General features: G+C 63.2%; 18 protein-coding genes, 1 tRNA gene and 1 pseudogene. 12 read left to right on the top strand and 8 right to left on the bottom strand.

Features of this window, described 5'->3' with window-relative positions:
- Positions 1–121: 121 nt before the first annotated feature.
- Positions 122–1,288 carry a hypothetical protein gene (locus HGSM_RS04280; protein WP_040594306.1) on the bottom strand — a complete coding sequence of 389 codons (1,167 nt, stop codon included), beginning with the start codon at positions 1,286–1,288 and terminating at the stop codon, positions 122–124.
- Between the two features lie 12 nt (positions 1,289–1,300).
- A complete protein-coding gene (gene dcd / locus HGSM_RS04275) occupies positions 1,301–1,879 on the bottom strand; it encodes a dCTP deaminase (RefSeq protein WP_019147509.1) in 579 nt (192 codons plus the stop codon).
- Positions 1,880–2,065: 186 nt separating this feature from the next.
- On the opposite strand from dcd, the gene HGSM_RS04270 reads away from it, so the two are divergent.
- Positions 2,066–2,136 (top strand) — tRNA-Gly (locus HGSM_RS04270).
- A gap of 104 nt (positions 2,137–2,240) precedes the next feature.
- Complete coding sequence (locus HGSM_RS04265; protein ID WP_019147508.1) at positions 2,241–3,086, top strand: SDR family NAD(P)-dependent oxidoreductase; 846 nt, start codon at positions 2,241–2,243, stop codon at positions 3,084–3,086.
- Between the two features lie 85 nt (positions 3,087–3,171).
- Here HGSM_RS04265 and HGSM_RS04260 read toward each other — a convergent pair whose 3' ends face one another.
- Positions 3,172–3,480 carry a hypothetical protein gene (locus tag HGSM_RS04260; protein ID WP_195891337.1) on the bottom strand — a complete coding sequence of 103 codons (309 nt, stop codon included), beginning with the start codon at positions 3,478–3,480 and terminating at the stop codon, positions 3,172–3,174.
- Between the two features lie 193 nt (positions 3,481–3,673).
- Here HGSM_RS04260 and HGSM_RS13605 point away from each other — a divergent pair, with 193 nt between their 5' ends.
- Together HGSM_RS13605 and HGSM_RS15070 are read left to right on the top strand one after the other, a co-directional pair.
- Positions 3,674–4,345 carry a TetR/AcrR family transcriptional regulator gene (locus HGSM_RS13605; RefSeq protein ID WP_019147506.1) on the top strand — a complete coding sequence of 224 codons (672 nt, stop codon included), beginning with the start codon at positions 3,674–3,676 and terminating at the stop codon, positions 4,343–4,345.
- A 1,498-nt stretch (positions 4,346–5,843) separates the two neighbouring features.
- Positions 5,844–8,078, top strand: a pseudogene (locus HGSM_RS15070) (MMPL family transporter); the annotation flags it as partial.
- A gap of 114 nt (positions 8,079–8,192) precedes the next feature.
- Here the strand turns inward: HGSM_RS15070 and HGSM_RS04245 are convergent.
- On the bottom strand, positions 8,193–8,711 hold the full coding sequence (locus tag HGSM_RS04245; RefSeq protein ID WP_019147504.1) for a DUF4395 domain-containing protein: 519 nt from the start codon (positions 8,709–8,711) through the stop codon (positions 8,193–8,195).
- A gap of 659 nt (positions 8,712–9,370) precedes the next feature.
- On the opposite strand from HGSM_RS04245, the gene HGSM_RS04240 reads away from it, so the two are divergent.
- From HGSM_RS04240 to HGSM_RS04230, 3 genes are all read left to right on the top strand, one after another.
- Positions 9,371–10,495, top strand: coding sequence for a VanZ family protein (locus HGSM_RS04240; protein ID WP_081581302.1), 1,125 nt, complete (start codon positions 9,371–9,373; stop codon positions 10,493–10,495).
- A 48-nt stretch (positions 10,496–10,543) separates the two neighbouring features.
- Positions 10,544–11,173, top strand: coding sequence for a TetR/AcrR family transcriptional regulator (locus HGSM_RS04235; RefSeq protein WP_019147502.1), 630 nt, complete (start codon positions 10,544–10,546; stop codon positions 11,171–11,173).
- Positions 11,174–11,620: 447 nt separating this feature from the next.
- Positions 11,621–12,295 carry a biliverdin-producing heme oxygenase gene (locus HGSM_RS04230; protein ID WP_019147501.1) on the top strand — a complete coding sequence of 225 codons (675 nt, stop codon included), beginning with the start codon at positions 11,621–11,623 and terminating at the stop codon, positions 12,293–12,295.
- A gap of 29 nt (positions 12,296–12,324) precedes the next feature.
- On the opposite strand, the gene HGSM_RS04225 is transcribed toward HGSM_RS04230, so the two are convergent.
- From HGSM_RS04225 to HGSM_RS04215, 3 genes are all read right to left on the bottom strand, one after another.
- Positions 12,325–13,110, bottom strand: a complete 786-nt coding sequence (locus tag HGSM_RS04225) for a MerR family transcriptional regulator (RefSeq protein WP_019147500.1) — start codon at positions 13,108–13,110, stop codon at positions 12,325–12,327.
- A 110-nt stretch (positions 13,111–13,220) separates the two neighbouring features.
- Positions 13,221–13,895, bottom strand: coding sequence for an HAD hydrolase-like protein (locus HGSM_RS04220; RefSeq protein ID WP_019147499.1), 675 nt, complete (start codon positions 13,893–13,895; stop codon positions 13,221–13,223).
- A gap of 78 nt (positions 13,896–13,973) precedes the next feature.
- Positions 13,974–15,935, bottom strand: a complete 1,962-nt coding sequence (locus HGSM_RS04215) for an NHL domain-containing thioredoxin family protein (RefSeq protein ID WP_019147498.1) — start codon at positions 15,933–15,935, stop codon at positions 13,974–13,976.
- Between the two features lie 106 nt (positions 15,936–16,041).
- Between HGSM_RS04215 and HGSM_RS13600 the strand changes: the two genes are divergently transcribed.
- Positions 16,042–17,028: an aminoglycoside phosphotransferase family protein gene (locus HGSM_RS13600; protein ID WP_019147497.1), complete on the top strand. Its 987-nt coding sequence runs from the start codon at positions 16,042–16,044 to the stop codon at positions 17,026–17,028.
- Between the two features lie 75 nt (positions 17,029–17,103).
- Here HGSM_RS13600 and HGSM_RS04205 read toward each other — a convergent pair whose 3' ends face one another.
- Positions 17,104–19,212, bottom strand: a complete 2,109-nt coding sequence (locus HGSM_RS04205) for a cytochrome c oxidase assembly protein (protein ID WP_019147496.1) — start codon at positions 19,210–19,212, stop codon at positions 17,104–17,106.
- A 158-nt stretch (positions 19,213–19,370) separates the two neighbouring features.
- Here HGSM_RS04205 and HGSM_RS04200 point away from each other — a divergent pair, with 158 nt between their 5' ends.
- The 4 genes from HGSM_RS04200 to HGSM_RS13595 all read left to right on the top strand — a co-directional run bounded on the left by HGSM_RS04200 (position 19,371) and on the right by HGSM_RS13595 (position 23,120).
- Positions 19,371–20,372, top strand: coding sequence for an AAA family ATPase (locus tag HGSM_RS04200; protein ID WP_019147495.1), 1,002 nt, complete (start codon positions 19,371–19,373; stop codon positions 20,370–20,372).
- 131 nt (positions 20,373–20,503) lie between these two features.
- Entirely contained in the window at positions 20,504–21,400 is an 897-nt protein-coding gene (locus tag HGSM_RS04195) for a DUF58 domain-containing protein (RefSeq protein ID WP_019147494.1), read from the top strand.
- A 98-nt stretch (positions 21,401–21,498) separates the two neighbouring features.
- Positions 21,499–22,002, top strand: coding sequence for a hypothetical protein (locus tag HGSM_RS04190; RefSeq protein ID WP_019147493.1), 504 nt, complete (start codon positions 21,499–21,501; stop codon positions 22,000–22,002).
- Positions 21,999–23,120 carry a vWA domain-containing protein gene (locus tag HGSM_RS13595; RefSeq protein ID WP_019147492.1) on the top strand — a complete coding sequence of 374 codons (1,122 nt, stop codon included), beginning with the start codon at positions 21,999–22,001 and terminating at the stop codon, positions 23,118–23,120. Before HGSM_RS04190 ends, HGSM_RS13595 begins: the two co-directional genes overlap by 4 nt.
- Positions 23,121–23,130: the final 10 nt, after the last annotated feature.

The following is a 23,130-nucleotide window of genomic DNA, read 5'->3' as shown; positions in this document are numbered from 1 at the left end:
TTCCAACTTCTAAGCGTGCGCCTCTTCACATTCTTGCGTCCAGGCCTGTGCAAATGCCTCCAACATTTTATCCACAAGGTAAGCGCTGGACCCGCGAAAACGCGGCCTACGCTTGGGCGAACTACAGTTGGGCGGGGTCGTGGAGGAAGCCGTCTAGGTCTGAGATCTCCCCAGAGGTGGCGCTGTAGAAGGCCTTGGTGAGGTCTCGAACCATTTGGATGTACCGGGTGCGGCGCTTACGCAGGTCGAAGCTCGGAATCTCGCGATGCCAGTCCTCGAGGTCCTGCGGAACCCAGCTGATCCGGTACTCAATCACGCCCGCAGCCGCCCAGTCCACGCCCTGGAGCGCGGGCGGAAGTTCGTCGGTTCCACCGATCTCGACGGTGATGATGTCCCCGTCACGGGCCTCGAATACCAGGCCAAACGCGCTCACTGGATTGGCTGTCTCAAGGGCTTCGCGATCGTGTTGGTCGGCGGCTTCGTGGATGGATTCAATCTGCTCGGCCGTGAGGTCCATGTGTTCCCTGTACAGGAAGCGGCTGGGGTCCTCGGGGCCTTCCCACGGCACCTCGGTGGGCATGAACTGGACTGATGGAAGCGTGATCTGGGCGATCCGCAGCGCGGCCGCAGGGTCAAGCCACACGTCGGAGTAGATGATCCGGTCCACGTTTGCCGCGGGATCCGGAGTGATGGATCGGTAACGTTCCTGGTCGTTCTCAATGCGATACATGCGGGTTGAGGGAGGCTCAACAGCATCAAAGTGTGCGGACGCGCCGAGGTAGCGTGCCAGGGCAACCAGAGCCGTCACCTGGCGCAACTCCTCGCGAGTGGGCAGCCCTTCCGCAAAGATTCGGGCGAGCCCATCCCGGTCGCCGCCACCTGGAACTGGGGCCTCGCCCCGCTCACGAATCGTGGTCAGCGCCCACACCATGGACGTGCCATGCGCAAAGCGTGCCGGGTGGGGCGCTGTGTCCTGCGAGCTGGCGCTCATCGTGTCCGCGGCGTCCACCAGGGACGCGAGCGGCAGGTAGGGTCCGTGCACAACCGAACGCGCGGACACGCGCAGCACGCCAGGAGTGAGCTCAACTGCCCCGTCCACCTGCCGTTCAGCCGGCAGCACCTCCCACGCGGCGCGCGGGAACCGGCATTGCCACAGAAACTCCAGGTCAACTGGGTCCACATACTCCTGGAGCGCCAAGAAGTGCGTGACTTCCCGGCCCGAGGACGTGGTCTCCAGCCCGAACATTTGGGTGGAGAGTGGCGCTGGCGTTAACCGAAGTTCAGTCATGGCGTGGGGCGCTTACTCAATCTCGCTCTTGTAAAAGTTCTGGAAGGACCGAGAGGCCGTTGGGCCACGCTGTCCTTGGTATCGTGAGCCGTATTTTTCGGAGCCATACGGGTACTCAGATTCGGAGGAGAGCTGGAAGAAGCACATCTGTCCGACCTTCATGCCGGGCCACAGCAGGATCGGAAGGGTCGCCACGTTCGACAGTTCAAGGGTCACGTGCCCCGTGAAGCCGGGGTCGATGAAGCCCGCGGTCGAGTGGGTCAGCAGTCCCAGACGGCCTAGCGAGGACTTGCCCTCGAGGCGCGCCGCGATGTCGTTAGGGAGCGTGACCTGCTCATACGTGGCGGCCAGTACGAACTCGCCGGGGTGCAAGATGAAGGGCTTGCCCTTTTCCACTTCCACCAGTTGGGTCAACTCTGGCTGCTCACTCGCGGGGTCGATATAGGGGTACTTGTGGTTGTCAAAGAGCCTGAAGAACTTGTCGAGCCGAACGTCCACGCTTGAGGGCTGAATCATCGCAGGCTCGAACGGCGTGAGCGCCACGCGTCCCTGCTCGATCTGCTTCTTAATATCGCGGTCTGAGAGCAACACTTTGCGTACCGTTTCCTTTGGGCTGATGCGGACCTAAGCACGGGACGGCCGCAGCCTTGCGCCACCGTGCTTCTCCATTATTGCAGTGTTGGTGCTAGTCTCTAACGTGTTGCTCGTTGGGTGCTTCTACCGCCTTCCCACACGCTCCGGCGCGTGCAAGACTGGTGGGGCAAGCCCACGATCTGCGCGGATGTAGTTCAATGGTAGAACTTCAGCTTCCCAAGCTGACAGCGCGGGTTCGATTCCCGTCATCCGCTCGACTCTCTAAGGCCGCGGCTGCGCAAGCACGCGGCCTTTGCAGTCTCCGCCACCTCCCGCAGCGGCCCGCAACGACGCGGGCCCGGTCCCACTAGGAGTAAGAATGCCCTCGAGCGCTCAGCCTTCAGTCATTTCCGGTTCAACAGTCCTGATTACGGGTGCTGCCCGCGGAATGGGCGAGCTATACGCGCGCCAGGCCGCCGCCCGCGGCGCCTCTGCGCTCGTCCTCTGGGACGTGGACAAGCAGGGCGCCGAGGCCCTCGCGGAGGAACTTCGTTCCTCCGCGACCCGCGTCCAAGTCGTGTCCGAGGACCTCTCCTCGCTCACGGGAGTGCGCCGAGGCGCAGAACTCATCCGCTCACAAACTGGCGTCCCGCACGTGATCATCAATAACGCTGGCATCGTGCGCGGCGCGCCGTTCTGGGACCACGACCAGGAGCGCGACGTCTCCACAACCATCAACATCAATGCGCTCGCCCCCATGTGGCTGACCCGCGAGTTCATCAACGACATGATCGCCGACGCTTCCCGCGAGTACCGCATCCTCAACATTGCGTCCGCCGCAGGCACGCTCGCCAACCCGGGCATGTCCGTGTACGCCTCGTCCAAGTGGGCGCTCATCGGCTGGAGCGACTCGCTGCGCCTCGAACTGGTCAAGCACGGCCACGACCACGTCAAGGTGACCACGTTCTGCCCATCCTACGTATCCACGGGGATGTTCGAGGGCGCTCGCGGCCCGCTGCTAACACCCATCATGACGCCCAAGTACGCCGCCAAGGCTGCGTGGAACGGCATGGTCCGGGGCACCCCAATAGTGGCCAAGCCGTGGACCGTGAAGCTCGCAATGGCCCTGCGCGGCGTTCTCCCAACCGCTCTGTGGGACTACGTGGCCGACAACGTCTTCCACGTCTATTCGTCGATGGACAAGTTCACCGGCCACGGCAAGTAACGCCGACCCCGCTTTGTGCGCTGCCCGCGCACGCGAGTCGGCCGTGGCCCGCAGCCTACCCTGCATGCCACGACCGACTTTCTATTTACGACGATATTCGCGCCTTGATCCCCACGTGGGCTCCCAGCGCGTCAAGGAACGTGTCGGGGTATTCCAGGTGCGGTGAGTGACCACAGTCCGAGAACTCCACCTCTGTGAACGATCCGCCCGCCCTCGCATATGCGTCCAGAACCGCCCGCGTTTGCTGCTTCATGGGCTGTGGCGGCGCAGCTTCTTTGCCTGGCCAGCCGGGAATAGCCCCGAGCTGCCCGAGGTGGTTGATGTCCACAAACGAGGTATCCGCCACGATCTTGTCGTCCGCGCCGTGGACCCACAGGACCGGCGGCTTGTGCACGAGGTCGGCGCCACGCGCCGGCCCCGCCCGCTTTCGCCACCACCCACCACACCGCAGGGCTTGCTGGGCGGTGGGCACGATCGTCGTTAAGTGGCTAGATTTTCGACGATTCTGGCGGATTTCCGGCACCACGCCGGGTTATGTTGTGCGCACCCCATTGCACTGTGTGCAAGTTTGCACTTAGTGTAAAAAGGTGACTGAAGTAGATGAGCCTCCCCTCAGCGCCTCGCGCCGAGAACGCAACAAAGCCGCCACCCGCGACGCGATCGCGCAAGCCGCCTTTGACCTCCTCAAGGAGGTCGGCCACGACGCCGTGACTGTGGGCATGATCGCCGAACGCGCGGGAGTCTCGCGGCGCACCTTTTTTAACTATTTCTCCTCGTTTGACGAGGCATTGAACACGCAGGTCACGCGCGCACTCGACATCGCGATCGAGGAACTGGACAAGCACATGCTCGACACCAGCATCGTCGACGCAACGATCCTTGCGCTGCAGTCCTTTGCCAACCACACCTTCCTCGAGCCACTGGCCTACCTGTACAGCCAATGCGACTCCGTGCCCAGCATGGTCGCCAACCGCTCCGCGGCCTGGGAGGCCGCGTCGAATGACCTCGACCACCGCCTGCGCGCGCGCCTTGTCGAGGCAGACCCGTTCGCCGTCTCCGTGTTCGCGCACACCGTTGTCGGTGCCTGCAAGGCGGCATTCCAAGCCTGGTACGAAACGGTGGGAAGCGAACCCACCCCGGCCGACACCGAACTACTCAAGACCAAACTGACGGAGGCAATGGAATACGTCAAGAACGGATTCCCCACGATTGCTTCTGCACCATCCGCCCCATCCGCATCCCCCATGAAGGGCCACTAGATTCATGGCACAGTTCCTCTACCGACTCGGCCTCGCCGCCTACGACCACCGCAAAAAGTTCATTGCGGCTTGGGTCGCGCTGCTGGCGATCATTGGCCTCCTCGCAGGCCTCTTCATGGGCAAGCTGTCCAACACCTTCTCCCTGCCAGGAACCGAGACCGAACGCGTCCTGAACCTGATGGGGCAGGAACTTCCCGAGCTTTCGGGAGGCAATGGCACGATCGTGTTCCAGGCCAAGGACCGGGAACCGCTGACCGCCGAGCAGCACGCTGCGATCAGCACGGCACTCGCCGAAATGGGCATGCTCGACACGGTTCGATCCGTCATCGACCCATTCGAGATGCAGACCACTCTCGATGACTCCGTGGCGCAACTCGCCGAGGGCAAGAAAGAACTCGAGGCCAACCGCACCAAGATCGAAGAGGGCAAGGCCCAGTTCGCGGACGGGGAAGCGCAGCTCGCCGCGGGTGAGCGTGAGCTCGAAAACGGTCAAAAAGAAATCGACAAGAACGCCGAAAAGCTCGCGGACGGCCGCGAACAACTAGAAGCTGCACGCCCCGGGCTCGAGTCCGGTCAGGCAGAACTGGCCGAGGCCAAGAAGAAGCTCGACGCGGCAGCAGAGGAGCTTGCTGCAGGCAAGAAGGAACTCGCCGCAGGCAAGAAGGAGCTCGCAGCAGGCAAGAAGGAACTTGCCGCGGGTGAGAAGCAGTTCAAGGAGTCCAAGCAGCAGCTCGCAGATGGCAAGGCTCAAATCGAGGCCGCCAAGAAGAAGATTGCCGCCGGGCAGAAGAAGCTCGACGAGGGCCGCGCCCAGTTCGAGGCCGGGTCCAAGCAGCTAGCGTCCTCACTTGGGCTGAACAGTTTTGACGAGGTCGGACCGTACCTGACTGCCACTGCCAAGCAACTCGACGCAGCCGAGACCGAGGCTCAGGCAGGGCTCAAGAAGGCCCAAGCGGGACTCGAGCAGGCACAGACGGGCAAGTCCGAGGCCATCAAGGCCCTCGCCCAGATCGACCAAGAAATTGCGGTGCTGACCGCGAAGAAGGAAGCGCACGAGGCTGCCGGCGAGGAAGTCCCACCGGAAATCGTGGAGGGACTCGCCATCGCGCAGGCAAAGCGCGTGGGAGTAACCGACGCTATTGCCAAGGCCGACGCAGGCATCGCTGCTGCCCAGGCCGGAATCGATGCAGCCCAGCAAGGGCTTTCCCAGGTGGCAAAGGGTCGCACGCAGCTGGCACAGGCGCAGGGCGCATACGACCAGCTCGCACCAGTCCCCGCCCAGCTCAAGGCCGCCGAAAAGGAACTGGCCGCAGGCAAGAAGGCAATCGCCGAGAACGAGAAGAAGCTTGCTGAGGGAACCGCCCAGCGCGAGGCCTCACGCCCACTGATCCGCGAGGCCCGGGCACAGGTTGCCGCGGGCGAGGCAAAGATCGCCGAAGGGCAGGCCGCTCTAGACGCTGGCCAAGCACAGTACGAGGATGGGCTTGCCCAGTATGAGGCCGGGCTAGCCGAGTTCAACGCTGGAAAGAAACTCTTCGACGCCAACGAGGCCAAACTCGTCGACGGAGAAAAGCAACTCGACGACGCCCGCCGCAAGATCGCGGAGGGAACCAAGGAACTCGAGAAGAACCGTGCGATCTTTGAAGAGTCGCGCAAGGAGCTCACCGACGGTGAAGCAAAGCTCGCCGAAGGTGAAGCCACACTCATCCGTGGTGAACGCACCTCCAACCTCGCCGCACCGATGCGATTCGTCTCCGACGACAAGACCACCGCGATCTCTCAGGTTCTGTTCTACGACATGGCCGAATCCCTCACCGCGGAACAACGTGCAGACATCACCGCGCTTGCCGCCGGCCCAGAAGCCGCAGGCGTCGAGGTCCTGTTCTCCAAGGAGATCGTCTCCGACCTGAACTCGATCTTCGGCCCCGCCGAAATGATCGGCTTTGTGATCGCCGGAATCGTGCTGCTGATTATGCTGGGCACGTTCGTAGCGGCGGGCCTCCCACTGCTCATGGCGCTCCTAGGAGTCGCGGCCGGTGTAGGTGGAACGCTCGCGCTCTCCTCCCTCGTGGAAATGCAGTCGATCACCCCGGCCCTTGCACTCATGCTCGGACTCGCGGTGGGAATCGACTACTCGCTCTTCATCGTCCACCGACACCGCACGCAACTGGTGGCGGGCATGGACATGCGCCAATCCATCGGCCGTGCGATCGGCACGAGCGGCAACGCCGTGGTGTTCGCTGGGCTGACCGTTATCATCGCGCTCTCCGCGCTTGTGGTCTCGGGTCTGCCATTCATCGGGATCCTCGGCCTGTCCGCAGCATTCACCGTGCTGATGGCCGTGCTCCTGTCCGTGTCCCTCCTGCCTGCACTGCTCGCGGTGATCGGCGAGAAGATCCTGCCAAAGAAGGCTCGCGTGCGACGTGCCGCGGCAATCGCTGCGGGTACTGGCGTGGGCGCTGGGGCAAGCATTGTTGGCGAAGAAGCGGGTGAGGGGGCTAGCGCTAGTGCTGGCGAAGCCGCAGGCAAACAGAGTGCGAGCATGTGGTGGGTCAAGACCCTGACCAAGGTGCCGTGGCTTACTGCCGTGGCAAGCATCGCAGTACTCGCGATCATTGCTCTTCCGGTCCGCTCCATGCTTACGGCACTGCCCGATGGCGGATCCGAGCCCTACGGTTCGCAGGCTCAACGTGCCTTCGCAATCACCTCCGACAAGTTCGGTGAGGGCTACAACGGCCAACTCATCGTCCTCAACGAGCTGCCTACCGGCCTGACGCAGGCCGAGGCCGACGATGCCATGCTCGACGTGGCAGAACGCATTGCCGGCGTGGACGGCGTATTTGCCGCGGTCCCTGCCGCAACCAACGAGGCACTCACTTACGGTGCAATCCAGGTTGTCCCCACCACGGGACCTGCATCGCCTGACACCGAAACCCTGGTTCACACTCTGCGCGGCATGTCATCGGACATCAAGGCGGAGACTGGCGTGGGTTCGAGCGTGACCGGTCAGGTTGCCGCACAGATCGATGTGAGCGAGAAGATCAACGCGGCACTCCCCCCGTACCTGATGATCGTGGTCGGACTGTCCATGCTCCTGCTCCTGCTCGTGTTCCGCTCAATCGTGGTGCCGCTCATCGCAACTCTCGGCTTCCTGCTTTCGCTCGCAGCCGCGTTCGGTGCAACGGTGGCCGTGTACCAGTGGGGCTGGCTCGGCCAGGTGTTCGACGTCCACAACCCGTCGCCAATCATGAGCTTCCTGCCGATCCTGCTCACCGGAATCCTGTTCGGCTTGGCAATGGACTACCAGGTCTTCTTGGTTACCGCGATCCGCGAGGCCTACGCACACGGGTCCAGCGCGCGCCGCGCAGTCAAGGAAGGCTTCAACCTTGCCGCCCCCGTGGTGGTCGCGGCCGCACTCATCATGGTCTCCGTGTTCGCAAGCTTCATCTTTGCGCACCTGACCATGATCCGACCCATTGGGTTTGCGCTCGCCGTAGGTGTCCTGTTCGACGCATTCGTGGTCCGCATGACCCTGACGCCAGCAATCATGCACCTGCTCGGCGACAAGGCCTGGTACCTGCCCAAGTGGCTCGACCGGATCCTCCCGGACGTGGATGTTGAGGGCGCCGGCCTTGAGCGGGCGCTGACCTCCGGTCAGGCAGCCGCAGACGACGAAGCCTTGAACGCCAAGCCTGTGGACGTCTCGATCCTGGACGACTCGCTGCGGTCGTAGTCGCCACGGCCTTGGCCGGGCTGTGGCCCTGTAAGGCCACCCAGCAACAGCGAAGCGGTCGTCACCTAGAGGTGGCGGCCGCTTCGCTGTTGCTTGTGTTGTGGTGCGGGATAGTCACGCGGAAGTTGCCGGAGCACGCTCGCCGTCCTCGGCGCGGCCGAAGCGCGTGTTCACGTTGTTGCAGGCTTCACACACGTCGTCAGGAATCAAACCCCAGGCCTGGAGGTGACCAAAGGCCCAGCACCCAAGGCAGAAGCCTGCGAAAGCCTCTAGGCTCGCCGCCACAAGCAGAACGCCGACGAGCGCCCAGGCAACCGCCGGATTACCAAAGAACGCAAAGACGACTGCGCCTAGGGTGAGTGTGGCTCCGATACCCTGTGCAAAGCGCTTGGGTGGACCGGGAACGAACTTGGGAAGCCCGAGTCGCGGGGCAACGTGCCTCTGCGCAACCCAGCCGAGCACGGAGAGCCTCGGTCCGGCCAGCACTCGCCTAAGGAACCCCAGCGCCAGGACCACGAGGATGACCTTTGACTGCGTCACCAGCGTAAGCAGCGCCAAGACAACCACGCCGGCGGCTACCGTCCGAGCAGCTCGCTCGTTAACCGGGTTGGGGAAGGTGAAGAATGTTGCCATTGCTCAAGCGTGAACCTAGACAAGACCCCGTTCAATGCCGTGACTGCAATGTGGTTCAAAGTAAAGCCACATTAATGGCCCCTCTGGCGGATGATTGATCCGGCCAAGTGAGTCTACACAGCGGCGAAGGAACTACAGCATGGGGGCGACGCTCACCAGACACAGCGTCAGCTTGAGTGGCTGAGGAACAAGTAGGCGAATAGTTTCCCGGTACGTCCCACGTACCCCTTCATCCACAGACCCACTTCACGCTGTGGATGAAGGGGTTTTCTATTGCCGCTTGAACACGGGGATTACTCCCCGTGAAACGGTCCGCGGCTTTAACGTTTTGTTAACCCCTACATGTAGTGCGCCGCCAAGCCCACAGCCCCATATGAGCTGTGGACATCCTGGGGATATTGGCCGGGCACTTCTTCCAAAAACCCGCAGATAGCCCTACCTAACCGTGGAAAACTCGGACACCTGTGAAAAACCCTGTGGATAACTGGGGTCTCGTTTCCCGCGATACCACGCCGTTCCCACAGCTTTGGATTTGTTATCCACATGCTCGTCCACAGATGACACTGCTTGCACCCACAGTTCTCGCGGTCATCCCCAGGCCGGTTGGTAAGGTGTGGATAACTTGTTGATAACAGATTTCGCCCGAGGGGATACTCCACATGAATCAATGGCTCTGGCCTGCGTATGTATCAGCAATATTGGCCGGCCTTCTCTTCCTAGCCGTACTCATCCCCATTGTGATTCTTCAGTATCGGCGCTATGGGAGGTTCAGTTGGGCGAGGTTCGCAGGCGCAGGTGCACTCGCCCTCTACCTTGTAGCCCTGGTCGCATATACGTTCCTACCTCTCCCCTCCCCGCAGAGCCTTGTATGCAATCCGGCGCTTGAGGTCTGGCAGTCTCGCCCTTTCGCCTCATTCGACGACATCTCCGAGGCCGTTCGTGAACTCGGCGCTCGGGCAGCTCTCACATCCCCGGTCGTGCTGCAGGTTGTTTTCAACGTCATACTCTTCATTCCATGGGGCATTTTCATGCGCCGCTATTTTGGTCGAGGTCTTGTAGCAGCAACTCTGACCGGTGCAGCAGTTTCCTTTCTCATTGAGACAACACAATTCACTGGAATATGGGGACTGTATGAGTGTGCCTACCGGGTCGCAGATGTTGACGACCTGATGACAAACACCGCAGGCGCATTGATCGGCGCGTTGATCGCCCCGATTGTTCTTGGCCTCATGCCGCAGAGCCGCACGCTTGCAGCATCTCGGATGTCAGCCCGTCCCGTGACCGTTTGGCGGAGGATCGCCGGACAAATCATTGATCTATTCCTTTATACGGCGTTCTCCTCCCTTCTCAGCTCTGTCTATTTGGTGGGAGGGCGAATGGTCCTAGGCTCTGACTTCGTGCCTAGACCTGCAATGAGTCTGGCCATCCTTGCGTTCACTGGTGCAGTCACGGTTGTACTTCCTGCGTGCGTTGGACTTGGTGCATCGTGGGGCCAACAGATCGTATGGCTGGGGCCATCAGCGGCAGTTTCGTCCCACGGCGGCAGAGCCAGCATGATTGTGCGCATGTCTTCGGGACTTGGGCTCTATTGGCTCCTCGATTTCGCTGCGTCCACGCGCACTGGCCTTTCTCAGGGCGCTGACGTGTTGAGCGGCATGGTCGCGATCGTGTGTCTCGTCTCAGTTTTCTTTACCCGGGGGCATAGAGGAATTACATACCTGCTGGCGGGATCTGACATAGCGGACACCAGGAGCCGCCTTGCTAGCCCTCGAGCGACCCGATAGGGACCTAAGCCCTCACGCGGTCATGACGATTTATGGAACAATGTCAGAATGCCGAAGATCATTGGAGGTTCCCTCCACGAACACCGGGAACAAACGCGAAACCGCCTCTTCGCCGCGCTTGCCACCCTGATGGAAGAGCGTGGCTTCGATGCCATTTCTTTTGCCGAAATTGCTGCCGCCGCTGGCGTCGGTCGCACGGCCGTGTACAACCACTTTGCTGACAAGGAGGCGCTACTCCTCGGGTACATCCAGCACGAGACGGGTAAGTACGTAGAAAACCTGCAGCGTTCCATCGCAGACATCAATGACCCCGTGGATCGCCTGCGCGCCTACATTCGCGCGCAAGCGCGCCTGGACCGAGTCTTCCACGTGACGCCTGGGACCGAGCTGCGCTCGATCCTGTCTCGTGGCGCGGCGCAGCGCCTGCGCGAACACGTCACGGTCATCGAGGACCTGCTGCGTGACATCCTCGGCGCAGGCATCTCCGCAGGCGAGTTTCCGCCGCAGGACATCAACACCTCAGTGAACCTCATCAACTCGTGCCTGACCGGCCGCTCCCTTCCGGAGAACCCAGCCGAGCGGGAGCGTTGCCTCGAAGCAACCGAGGAGTTTGTCCTTCGCGCCGTCGGCGTCCGCACCCCCGCTCCGGGGCTGCGTCGCTATGAACTTTCGCGGTAAGTCTGTCCGCTAGGCCAACGTCGGCCTCGCCTTCGGTGGGGCCGTGGCCCTGAAAACAGGCCGGGAGCCATCCATTTGCGCGAATGGGTGGCTCCCTTTCGTCTGCCCAAACCGCCCCAGAGAGCGCCAGCACCCCTCGCTGGGAGCCGGGCACAATCGTCGAGAATCAGCCAATTAACCGCGGTCTTGGGCGCTCTTGCGCCCCCACCTGCGCCCCCACCTGCGCCCCAGCGGGGCGCGCGAGAGGCACGCGAGAAGCGCGCACAGCCACGCCGCATCGCCTTTATGACACATCAGTGTTTCTTTTCTCGAAATGAGGGTAGGCAAGCCTAACTAAAAGCGCTAGGCTGTTGCTGACCGGCTGTCAGATCACGCTGTGCGTACGACTCCCGCACGTACCACAACGGGCCAGCTGCCCCCTATCCATTCGCACGATAAGAGAACCCCGTGTCCCTCACCCTTGACGCGTCAGCACCAGTAGTTGAGCAAACGATCCCCCTAGCCACCCGCCTGCGCGAGGGCACCCGCGAGGTCCACTCCGAGGCGGAGAACGTCACGTTCATCGCCGACCTCATGGGCGGCAAGCTCACGGTTGAGGCGTACCGCGACCTCGCAGCGCAGCAGCACTACATCTACACCGCGCTCGAAGAGGCAACCCGGAACATCGCAGGCCTCGAGCAGGCCGAGTCCCTCACCTTCTCGGAACTGGTGCGAACCCCATCCATCGACGAGGACCTCACGTTCCTCATCGGCGAGGACTGGGCAGAGCAGATCACGCCACTCCCCTCGACGCTCGCCTACGTTGAGCGCCTGAAGGAGTGCAGCAGCTCGATGGCCCTGTACGCGGCGCACGCGTACACCCGCTACCTCGGCGACCTGTCGGGCGGTCAGGTCATCCGCGTGATGATGCAGCGCCACTACGGCATGGGCGCGGAAGGTCTCTCGTTCTACGTATTCAAGGAGATCGACAAGGCCAAGCCGTTCAAGGACCTGTACCGCGAGCGCCTGAACGCCCTGAACCTCACCGAGGACGAGCTGGAGCAGACCGTGGCCGAGGCCGTTGCGGCGTTCCGCCTCAACCAGGCTCTGTTTGCCGAGCTGGGCGAGACGCACTGCGCGTGACACACTGCGCGTGACCCGCTGAGCCTGAGCTAGCGCGACGCCCAGACCTGCACCGCGTCCCGGATGAGCTCCGCAGTACCTGGGGCTGACGTGCCCTCGGCCGCGAGCGCATCATCATAGTAGGTGCGGAAGCGGTCGTCGCCCACATACATCTCCGCAAGGTTTACCACGTACTGCGGGCTCACGGGCTGGACCGTGTGGCCGAGCCACGTAACCTGGCGCTGCACGAGCGCCTGCACCTCGTCCGAGTCCGCGGCGAGACCACCGAGCTTGGCCCGGGCAAAGCCCTTGGCTATCTCGAGGCCCTCGGTCATCATGTCCTGCTGTTCCTGCCTGGTCATCTTGCTGTACCTAGCGTTGGACGACGCGTATGCGTCCTTGCCCCAGCGCTCCTCAACCTCATCCTTGTATTGCGTGTGGTCAAAGCCGTCAAAGGCATCCTTGGCGTTCATGTCTTGCCCTTCCTGTAGCGCACGGATCGTCGCGTGGACCGCGGCCCGCTGCCGTGCGATTCGCTTTTCCTCGCTTGCCAGCCACTGCGCGTGCTTGGTGAGCGCGCGGACCTCGTCTGTTTCTTCATCGAGGACGCGTGCGATGTCTGGCAGGGTGAGCCCCAGGTCCTTGAGCATGAGAATTCGTTGCAGCCGGACGAGTTGCTCCGGCCCGTACATTCGGTATCCATTGGCGGCTGTGCGTTTGGGCGCGAGCAGGCCGATGGCATCGTAGTGCCGGAGAGTGCGACTGGTTGCGCCGGAGAGCCGGGCGATCTCCTGGATCGCCCATTCGGCGAATTCGCTGTGCTTGTTGGGACTCATGAATCCAGCCTAAAAGTTGACGCTGCGTCAACGTCAAGACTTATTTTCGACGATCGAGTTCAGCCTCTTCAGCCCGCCACTTTCAGCGGCTCCAGCGAGTTCGAAATCCGCTACGGTGTGGTGAGTAGGTGCCACAGGAGCTCGAGAGGCTCCGACACCTGGGCCACCGCACCAGCGGCTTCGAGCTCACCAGGTTCTGCGTATCCCCAGGTCACGCCGATCGTCTCGATGCCGTGTTCGAGCGCGCCGAGGACGTCGTGCTCGCGGTCGCCGACCATGACCATGCGGTTGGTGGCTGGTAGGCCAGCGTCCGAGGCAGCGAGGTTCTTGAGGACGTGCTCGATGACTAGGGACTTGGCTGAGCGGGAGGTGTCGAGGGTCGCACCACCGATGAACTCAAAGTGGTCCGTGAGGTTGAAGTGCACCAGGATCTGGCGTGCAAAAATCTCCGGCTTGGAGGTTGCGATGACCATGCGCTTGCCCGCCATAGATAGCTCGGTAAGCATGTTGCGGATGCCGTCGTACACGGAGTTGTTGAACATTCCGCCGTCCACAAAGGCCACCCGGTAGGCTGCGAGAAACTCGACCAGGAGCTCCTCGGGAACGCCGTGGCGTGGGGCGCTGACGTGCAGTGGCGGGCCAACAAAGCTCCGCAGCGTTGCAGCATCAGGGACCTCGAGTCCGAGCGTGCGATACGCGTACGCCACAGACTCCATGATGCCCGGGGCAGAGTCCGTGAGGGTTCCGTCGAGGTCAAAGAGAATGAGGTCGCGCGAGGTAGTCATAGCCCCGAGAATAGCCCGAAATGGGCCGCCCTCAGCCAAGTGGGAGTAACGTCACCGCAGCCGAACTACCCATCGCGTCTACCCCAGTAGCGGCAGTTCCAGCTCCCCTGCACCGCCCGCAACCACTCGGACCGGAACACCCCAGTCCTGCTGAGCTAGGTGGCACGCAGGGAACTCGATCGCCGGGTCGTTGTCGCAGCTGGCTGCCTGCGCGGTCACGTGGAGGACTCCCTCGGTGACCTCCGGATTGATCCGCACGATCCTGGTGAGTTCCACGGCGCTTCCGCTTCCCTCGAGGATGAGATTCTCCGGGCTCGCGGACACGGTGAGCCTCGTGGACGGCCCGTATCGGTCGTCGTACTTCTGACCCGGTGCGGGCGTAAACACCACGCTGAGATCAAGAGTGCCGGGGGCAATGTCCGTGACGGGACGTTGGGTCTTGTGTGCCGGGCCGCCCCGGATCTCGCCAGCCAGATCGTCGGTAATAGTGAGGCGGGTCAGGCGGTGCGCCGCGGACTCAACCACAACGATACTCAGCGACCCGCCGGAGGCCGAGACGACGAGCCCGGAGGGCTCGCGCAGGCCGGTCGCCAGGGTTGTGACCCGCCCGGATGCAGGGTCGTATCGGCGTACGGCGCCGTTGTAGGTGTCCGCAATAGCCACCGAGCCGTCAGGAAGCGCGGCCACGCCGAGCGGGTGCTGCATGAGGGCCTGGGAGCCCTCACCGTCCCGCAGACCGAAGTCAAAGAGGCCCTGGCCGATCGCGGTGGAAACGCGTGGATCGCCGTCGAACTCCAGGAATCGCAGCGCCGAAGTCTCGGAATCGGCCACCCACACGCGGGTCCCGGCGGACGCGCCAGCAGCACCGGCTCCCGCCCCGCGGGCGGCACCCGCACCAGCACTAGAACCGGCGCCAGAACCAGCACCAGCAGCAGCGACCGAACCCACCGCCAGCCCAGAGGGCTGCGCGAACCACGCGTCGGAGCCGGGCCCGTCCGTGAGGCCTTCGTTCATGGTTCCGGCAAACCACTCGGCTGTGGCTGTTGCGGGGTCAAACGTCCACAGGGTGTGGTTTCCGGCCATCGCCACCACAAACTTGCCCAGCTCCGGCCAGAACGCCACGTCCCACGGCGAGGAGAGCCGGCCATCGTTGTCCGGCCCGCCCACGAGGTACTGGAGTCCATTCCCGGCGAGGGTCTGGACGTGGCCATCGAGCAGGCGAACGCCGCGCAGCGCGTGATTGACGGTGTCGGCCACCACCACGTCGTACCCGGCTAGTAGCGCATATTCGGGCGGTACCACACACAGGCCATTGGGCTCACTGAACTGGGCTGCCTCGGGTCCGCCATCCGCAAATCCGCGCACACCCGACCCGATCCTGCGCACAAGAGTTTCCCCATCCGGTGCGATCTCGGCGAGCGAGTGATGCCCCGCGTCCGCCACCAGGAAGTTGCCGTTCGATAGCGCCACGGCCTTGGCGGGGAAGCGCAGCGTGGTGGGCTCCGGCTCGGGCAGCACAAAGGGACCGTCGCCGCGGTGCAGGGTCCCCTTGGCCTCGTGTTCCTGGACGAGTGCGCCCAGCAGCGCGTCGATCGAGTGTGCGTGTCCCTCCCCCGCGAGATGCGCCACGATGTATCCCTCGGGGTCGATGACCACGAGGGTGGGCCACGCGCGTGCAGTGTATTCGCGCCACATGAGGAGTTCCGGGTCGTCGAGGACTGGGTGGTGCACCTCGTACCGGTCCACCGCCGCAGCGAGCGCCTCCGGGTCTGCCTCGTGCACGAACTTGGGGCTGTGCACCCCGATAATCACCAGCTCGTCGGCGTACTTTTCCTCGAGTTCGCGCAGCTCATCGAGCACGTGCAGGCAGTTGATGCAGCAGAACGTCCAAAAATCGAGGATCACGATCTTCCCGCGCAGCTGCTCAAGTGTGACGTCTTTGCCACCCGTGTTGAGCCAGCCGCGGCCCCTCAGCTCGCTTGCGCGCACCTTGGGCAGATCGAGTTTGGCTAGGGTCTGGCGCGGGGTTGTCTCAGTCACTCTCCTAGTCTTCCACTTTCCGTTTCAGGTTTCACGCCTGTCCGCCGCACGCCCGCCGCGCGCCTGCCGCACGCCCACGAGCGCCCGCATGAGTCAGTATTGAGGCATGTCCTCTCGTCGCGCTCGCACGGCCGCCCTGCTCCGTTCGCTTCCCGTGGTTCCCACGGGCGCCCTCGATGACGTGGTCATCGAGACCCCTTCGAGCGTTCTGGTCCCGGTGATCCTGTCGGGTCCGTTGGACCACCTGATTATCGACGATTGCCTCGCCACATCCGCCGGCTCACCTTTGATGCTCAAATGCTCTTTTGACGATGAGGAGCGCCAGGGATTGGCAGCCCAGGCTGCGTGGCCGGCTGCGGATGGCGTGTTTGCGCGCGTGCTGTGGATCGAAGATTTCCCCCACGAGGACGAGCCCATGAGGGCGGCACTCATGGAGCGGGCTGTAGGAGCTCGGGTGCTCGGCTTTGCGCCGGGAGATACCTTGCGCCTGTGCGAACGGATCGCTGACCTACACACTGCTCCCCCTGCTCCCTCAGCCGCCTGCGCCCGATGGGTGCCACTGGACGAGTGGTTCCGCGCGCTCACCAACCCTCAACAGGTCCACCACAACGAGGTCGCACGACTTGAACCCGCGCAGACTCGCGTTATCGAACGCGGCCGCGAGTTCGCCCAGGAGCTCCTGGCGAGCCCCCTCGACAGCGCCTACCTGCACGGGGACGTACACCACGGAAATCTCCTGGACTTCGGGGTCACCTGGAAGTTCATCGACCCCAAGGCTCTGCATGGCGAGTCCCTGTTCGACTACTGCAATCTCATGTTCAACCCGGACCTCAGCCGATCCGCTGATAGTCAGGTTTTCGCTGGGAGGTTGTCAATCGTCGTGAATCATGTGGAAGAGCGCTTCAGCGCTCCGCTGCGCGAACGCTACCTGCGCTGGTTGGTGGCGTATGGGGCGCTGTCGGCGTCGTGGCATCTGGAGGACGGCGGCGCGGAGCAGGCGAGCGGGACGCTCGCGGTAGCGGCCCGGGCGCTGGAACAGTTGGAACAGTTGGCTGCCACCTCACCCCTCCCCCAAACTGCGCCGAGATCCTAGTTACAGCGGTGAGTTCCTAGAACGAATCTAGGATTTCACCGCCGTAACCAGCCTCTCAGCAGAAAATCGTGAGGGTTAGTCGTCCTCGGCCATCTTGGCCAGCATCTTGTTGTACTCGTCCAGCTCGGCGTCGCCCTGCTCGTCCACGCGGCGGTCGCGGCGCTTGGCGGCGCGGTCGTCGGACTTGGACCACATAACTGCCACGATGATCGCGAGCGCAACCGTTGGAATCTCCCCGATTCCCCAGGCGATTCCGCCGCCCTTCTGCTGGTCGAGGATCGCGGAGTCGCCCCATGGGCGGCCCATGAGGCCGAACCATTCGGGGGCGAGCAGCGTATTTGTGGTCATCAGGGCCACGCCAAAGAAGGCGTGGAACGCCATTGTGGCAAGTAGGAGCAGCAGACGCTGCGCGTGGCCGGGGCGGTTAGGGCCCGGGTCGATGCCGATCAGCGCGTTGGCAAAGAAGTAACCGGCCAGTGTGAAGTGCACGATCATCAGGATGTGGCCGATGTGGGTGCTCATCGCGTACTCGAACAGCGGCGTGTAATAGAACAGGATCATCGATCCCGCAAAGTTGATTGCAGCCACCACGGGGTGGGAGAAGAATCGGCCGTAGCGCGAGTGGATGATGCCCAGCACCCATTCGCGGGGGCCGCGGGAGCCGTCCTTGCGGGCGGGGATTGCGCGCATCAGCAGGGTGATTGGCGCCGCGAGGGTCAGGAAGATCGGGACCACCATCGCCATGATCATGTGCATGGTCATATGCGCGGAGAACAGGACCTTGCCGTACACGGCGGCGCCGCCCGAGGTCACCCAGAACATGATGATCATGCCCACAGTCCAGGACGTGGTGCGCAACCATGGCCACGAGTCGCCGCGGGCACGCAGGCGCAGCACCCAGCGCCAGTACACGACCACGCCGGCCACGCACAGGAAAGCGAAGAGGACGTCGATCCGCCACATGGTGAGCCAGCGCAGCGCGGTGGGTTCGGGTGGAAGTTCGGTTCCGGTGATCAGGTACGCGGGCGATGGATCCGCGGAGGGCAGGCCCTCGTCTGGCGGGTTGGTGCCGCCGAGCGCAACAGCCACGCCGGACACGGCGCCCATGATGAGGATTTCGACGGCCGCGAGACGCCAGAACAGCACGGGCAGTGCCGACTGCGCGTTTCCTCGCACCATGGCGAGTTTGTCTACCACCGCGCGGCGGTGGGCGAACCCAATGAGGCCGAGGACCAGGAAGATCGCGGTCTTGACCAGCACGAGGATGCCGTACCGGGTGGTCAGCCCGTCCCAGCCGCCGAGTCGAATCACCGCGTTTGCTACGCCGGAGACCGCCACGAGTGCGAAGCACCAGCCCGCGATTGTGGAGTAGCGCGAGACCACCGTGGCGAGCTGGTCGGCGGGGGTCGAGCGGCGCAGATACAGCACCGCGATAACCACGAGCGCGCCTATCCACACGGCTGCGCCCACAAGGTGGAGGAACATTCCGGAGACGGCCTGTTCGTGGTTTGCGTTGCCTGCGGCGTGGCCCATGAGCGCCATCATCACGAACGCCACGGACGCCAAAACGAGCGTCCAGATCGCGCCGATTGGGCCGCTGACCAGCACCGTCAGGGTGGATACGATGGCCGCGATCACCAGGATTGCGAGCAGCATCTTGCCCGAGGGGATTTTGGTCAGGTAGGTGACCCACTGCTGCCCGAACGAGGGGTCAGACAGCGGAACACCGATCGTGTTTGCGCCCGCGAACAGCAACTTTGCCAGCGCGGTGAACATCCAGATGGCCGCGGCCCAGGCCGCGATCATCATCGTGGAGGTGAACAGCACCCCGGGTTCATCCCGCTTGGTGTCCTTGTTTTTCTTGATTTTCGACGATTGTGGTCGCGCCGCGTGCCCGGCCCGCGATCTGCCTGCCCCCGGCACTACACAGACGGCCAAAAGCAGAGCGCCAACGGTGACCGCAAGCGCCAACTCGGTCATCAGGTTGGTAATGGGTAGACCCCATCGCACCACCGGCCCCGGGTCCATGAGTTCCTGGGGGCCGAACGCTGTGGAGTACAGGGCTCCCGCCACGAGCGCGGCAACGCCCAGCACGAGGGCACCGGGCAGCGCCGCGAGGATGCGGTTGCGCGCGGTGTTCGGTGCTGCGGGCGTTGGGGTTTTGAGGCTCAGTTGGGGGTCCACCTTTCCACTGTATGGCTCGCCCCCGCGTTCGGGAAAACTTGGAAGATTATTTGTGCACGATTTGTCCCCAGCGTCACAGGAAAGGCCACGTACTGGCATACTTGGCACAGTCAACAAGCGAACCGCGTCGCTAATATCTGCCACTGGAGGGCAACGCTGTGTCTCAACGAGGACAAGGCAACATCACCCAAGAGGAGCTCTCTCGGGCCGCCGGTCTGGTCAACCAGATCAACACCATCTTTGACACCAAGGTTGTAGGCCAGAACGAGCTGCGCCTGTCCCTTGTGTCGACCCTCCTTGCGGGCGGTCACATTCTCCTCGAGAGCGTACCTGGCCTAGCCAAGACCACCGCCGCGGAAACCCTGGCCGGGTCCGTGAGCGGCTCGTTCCACCGCATCCAGTGCACCCCGGACCTCATGCCCAATGACATCGTGGGTACGCAGATCTACAACTACGGCACCGGCTCGTTCACCACGCAACTGGGTCCAGTGCACGCCAACGTGGTTCTGCTCGACGAGATCAACCGTTCGTCCGCCAAGACCCAGTCCGCGATGCTCGAGGCCATGCAGGAGCGTCAGACCACGATCGGCGGCACCGAGTACCGCCTGCCCGACCCCTTCATGGTCTTGGCCACGCAGAACCCCATCGAGGAGGAGGGCACCTACGTGCTCCCCGAGGCTCAGATGGACCGCTTCCTGATGAAGCAGATCCTGTCCTACCCCAGCCCCAACGACGAGGTCGAGGTGCTGAATCGCATCTCCACGGGCAAGCAGGACGCTCCCATCGCCCAGGCTCCGGTCTCACTCGCAGATGTCAAGTACCTCCAGGACATGACGGACCGCGTGTACGTGGACGAGGCCATCAAGCGCTACATCGTGGACGTTATCAATACGACCCGCGGCGGCGGTCCCTCCCCTATCCCGGGGCTGAGTGGACAGGTCCGCGTGGGCGCGTCACCGCGTGGCTCGATCGCTCTCATGCGCGTTGCCCAGGCACTTGCCGTCCAGGCAGGCCGCGCGTTCGTGGTCCCGGACGACGTCAAGCAGGTGCGCCACCGCGTGCTCCGACACCGCATCGTGCGCACGTTCGACGCGCTCGCCAACAACGTAGCCGTTGAGGAGATCATCGACGCCGTGTTCGACACGGTCCCAACCCCGTAACGGGAAGGCCCGATAGCGGATTTGCCCGGTAGCGGGCACCGCACCAGCGGGAGATACCGCACCCGTAACGGGCCCAATGCCCGATCACACCTCACGATTACCTCGATCCCAGCCACGAAAGGAGGACTGGCATGTCTGACATTTCGCGCCTCGCTCAGGTGCGCGCGCACGTGGAACTGCCAATCCTCAAGCGCGCTGCCGGGCTCCTCGAGGGCTTCCACCGCTCGATCTTCAAGGGCCACGGACAGGACTTCGACGACCTCTCGCTCTACAGCCCCGGTGACGACGTGGGAGACATCGACTGGAAGTCGTCCGCGCGCGCCGGCATTCCGATCATCCGCCGGTTTGCGCAGCAGTCCAACCTCTCCGTGGTTCTGGTTGCGGACACCGGGCGCAACATGGCCGCGCTGTCCTCGGCGGGAGTGTCCAAGCACGAGGTCGCCGTCTTCCTCGCCTCCATCGTTGCGTACGTGGCCAGGGACCGCGGAGACCGCGTGGCCTTGGTGGCCGGAGACTCCGAACGGATCCTGCAGCGCCCTCCCCGCGCGTCCACCCAGGACCTCGAGGTCATGCTCAACCAGTTGGATGCCATGTACTCCGTGGACGCCCCGGCCTCCGACATCGCAGTGCCACTGGACCGGCTCCTGCAGTCGATCACGCGGCGCTCACTCGTGATTCTGCTGACCGATGAGGTCCGCCCCGCCCGTGAACACGAGCAACTCCTCCGCAAGCTTCGCGTCAAACACGAACTCATGGTCCTCAACATCTCAGATGCCTCCCCGTTCGTGGGCGCGCGCCTCAAAAAGCCCGTCACCGTCTCGGACGTTGACCGGCCCCTGAACATGCCGCGCTACTTGGGCGGGTCCGCAAAGGTCCAAAAGCAGGCCGCCGAGTACATCGCGGCCCAGCGTGCGGAAACCACAGATCTACTGCAATCCAACGCAATCGTGAACGTGGTGGTGGACTCTCCGCAGGACGCGATCATTCGATTCACGGCGGCGGTCCGGAAGCAAAAGCACATGAACTAGCCCGCACCCATCCCGGTGGCGGGCCTGGTGCTCACGCAACCACAATCGTCGAAAATTAGAAGCAAGTACAACAAACCCAGCCACACAACGAGAGGCACATGCGCACCATCTACTCACTCCCACCCACGCAGTACGGCGCCCTGTGGGCGATCGTGGTTGTGGTGCTGAGCGCGCTCATAATCGGCTGGCTGATTGCGCTGCCTATCCTTACGCGCAAGCGCGTGAACAAGCAGTTTGGGCTGGTCGACTCCACCACCCGCGCCACACTGTCCGCGGACCAGGCCCTGCGTGAACGGTACAAGGCGCGCATCCGCGCGCTGGCGGACAAGCGCACGGACGGCGAGATTGACGATCGCGAACTGCACCAAGGCCTCTCCGTGGTGGTCCGCGAGTTCGTGACCGAGCGCCTGGGAGTGCGCGCCGAAACCATGACTCTGACCGATCTGCTCGCCAACCAGCGAACCGCCCCCGTGGCATACGTGATCGAACGCTGCTACAACCCGGCATTCTCCCGCGAAGGTGAGATCCTCGCGATGCCCGGAGAGAACGACCCCCGCCTAGTGACGATTGTGGACGCGCTCAAGGTGGTGGACTCGCTATGAGCACGGATTCCATAACCAACTCGCTGACGTGGCCGTGGGCCATCGCTATTGTGCTGGGTGCGGCGATGATTGCCGGCCTCGTGGTGTGGCTGGTTTCGCGGCGCGCCCGGTCCCAGCAGGCTGGCTCCTCATTACCGACGATCTGGGTTGCGAACTCGGAGTACATACGGGATCTGCCCGCCTTTAAGAGCCAGGTGCGGCGCTACCGCCTGTTGCAGGGACTTGGCGCGGCATTCCTGACGCTGGCGCTGACCGCTACAGGTTTTCTCGTGGCAAAGCCGGTTCAGATCACGGTGAAGGACCCTCGGTTAGCCAACCGAGACATCGTGCTGTGCTTGGACGTGTCCGGCTCGATGATCGGGTACGACCGCGCGCTCGTGGACGTGTTTGGCCAGCTGGCGGAGAGTTTTGCCGGTGAGCGCATCGCCCTTTCGGTGTTCAACTCCACCTCCCGCCTGGTGTTCCCGCTGACGGACGACTACGCGCTCGTGCGTGAGCAGCTTGAGGAAGCCTACGTGGCGCTCGACCCGGGCGTGCTCAACAACAACCCGGAGCTGATCGACAACTACCTGTACTTCACGGCTGGCGCTAATGCCGACTTGGGTGATGCCGGTTCGTCCCTGATCGGGGACGGCTTGGCCAACTGCACGCTTCAGTTTGAGGACTCTGCGGCTGGGGGCGCTGGGGATGGTGACGGTGCGGGGTCTGGTGCTGGGTCCGGTGATGGTGCTGGGCCGGAGGCCGAAGAGCGCAGCCGCTCCATCATCTTTGCCACCGATAATGACCTGCGCGGAACCCCCGTGTACTCGCTCAAGGAAGCGGCCAAACTCGCCACGGACCGAGACATCTCTCTGATCGGACTCTATGGGGCTGGCGGCGGTGACCTCTCCACCGAACAGGAGTACCGCAAGGTGTTCACCGAGGCCGGAGGCATGTACTTCTACTCGGATGATCCAGCAATGGTTGACTCGATCGTGGCGGATATCCAAAGCCGTCAGGCTGTCCTGCACGACGCCGCCCCCATCATCACCCGGACCAACACGGTCGGCCCGTGGTTTGCGATCTTGGTGATCGGCCTGCTCGGTTTCTTCGTGGTGCAGAGGAGGCTCGGCGAATGAGTTTCAATCC

This window comes from Timonella senegalensis JC301 (assembly GCF_000312125.1).
In the GTDB taxonomy this organism is placed as follows: Bacteria; Actinomycetota; Actinomycetes; order Actinomycetales; family Cellulomonadaceae; genus Timonella; species Timonella senegalensis.
Note: the sequence above shows the minus strand (reverse complement) of the source record. Positions and strands in the feature narration are given on the sequence as shown.

Excerpts from the sequence above, each read along its gene's own strand:
- HGSM_RS04280 (WP_040594306.1), bottom strand. The coding sequence starts at position 1,288 with ATGACTGAACTTCGGTTAACGCCAGCGCCACTCTCCACCCAAATGTTC.
- HGSM_RS04265 (WP_019147508.1), top strand. The coding sequence starts at position 2,241 with ATGCCCTCGAGCGCTCAGCCTTCAGTCATTTCCGGTTCAACAGTCCTG.
- HGSM_RS04245 (WP_019147504.1), bottom strand. The coding sequence starts at position 8,711 with ATGGCAACATTCTTCACCTTCCCCAACCCGGTTAACGAGCGAGCTGCT.
- HGSM_RS04240 (WP_081581302.1), top strand. The coding sequence starts at position 9,371 with ATGAATCAATGGCTCTGGCCTGCGTATGTATCAGCAATATTGGCCGGC.
- HGSM_RS04235 (WP_019147502.1), top strand. The coding sequence starts at position 10,544 with ATGCCGAAGATCATTGGAGGTTCCCTCCACGAACACCGGGAACAAACG.
- HGSM_RS04225 (WP_019147500.1), bottom strand. The coding sequence starts at position 13,110 with ATGAGTCCCAACAAGCACAGCGAATTCGCCGAATGGGCGATCCAGGAG.
- HGSM_RS04220 (WP_019147499.1), bottom strand. The coding sequence starts at position 13,895 with ATGACTACCTCGCGCGACCTCATTCTCTTTGACCTCGACGGAACCCTC.
- HGSM_RS13600 (WP_019147497.1), top strand. The coding sequence starts at position 16,042 with ATGTCCTCTCGTCGCGCTCGCACGGCCGCCCTGCTCCGTTCGCTTCCC.
- HGSM_RS04195 (WP_019147494.1), top strand. The coding sequence starts at position 20,504 with ATGTCTGACATTTCGCGCCTCGCTCAGGTGCGCGCGCACGTGGAACTG.
- HGSM_RS04190 (WP_019147493.1), top strand. The coding sequence starts at position 21,499 with ATGCGCACCATCTACTCACTCCCACCCACGCAGTACGGCGCCCTGTGG.
- HGSM_RS13595 (WP_019147492.1), top strand. The coding sequence starts at position 21,999 with ATGAGCACGGATTCCATAACCAACTCGCTGACGTGGCCGTGGGCCATC.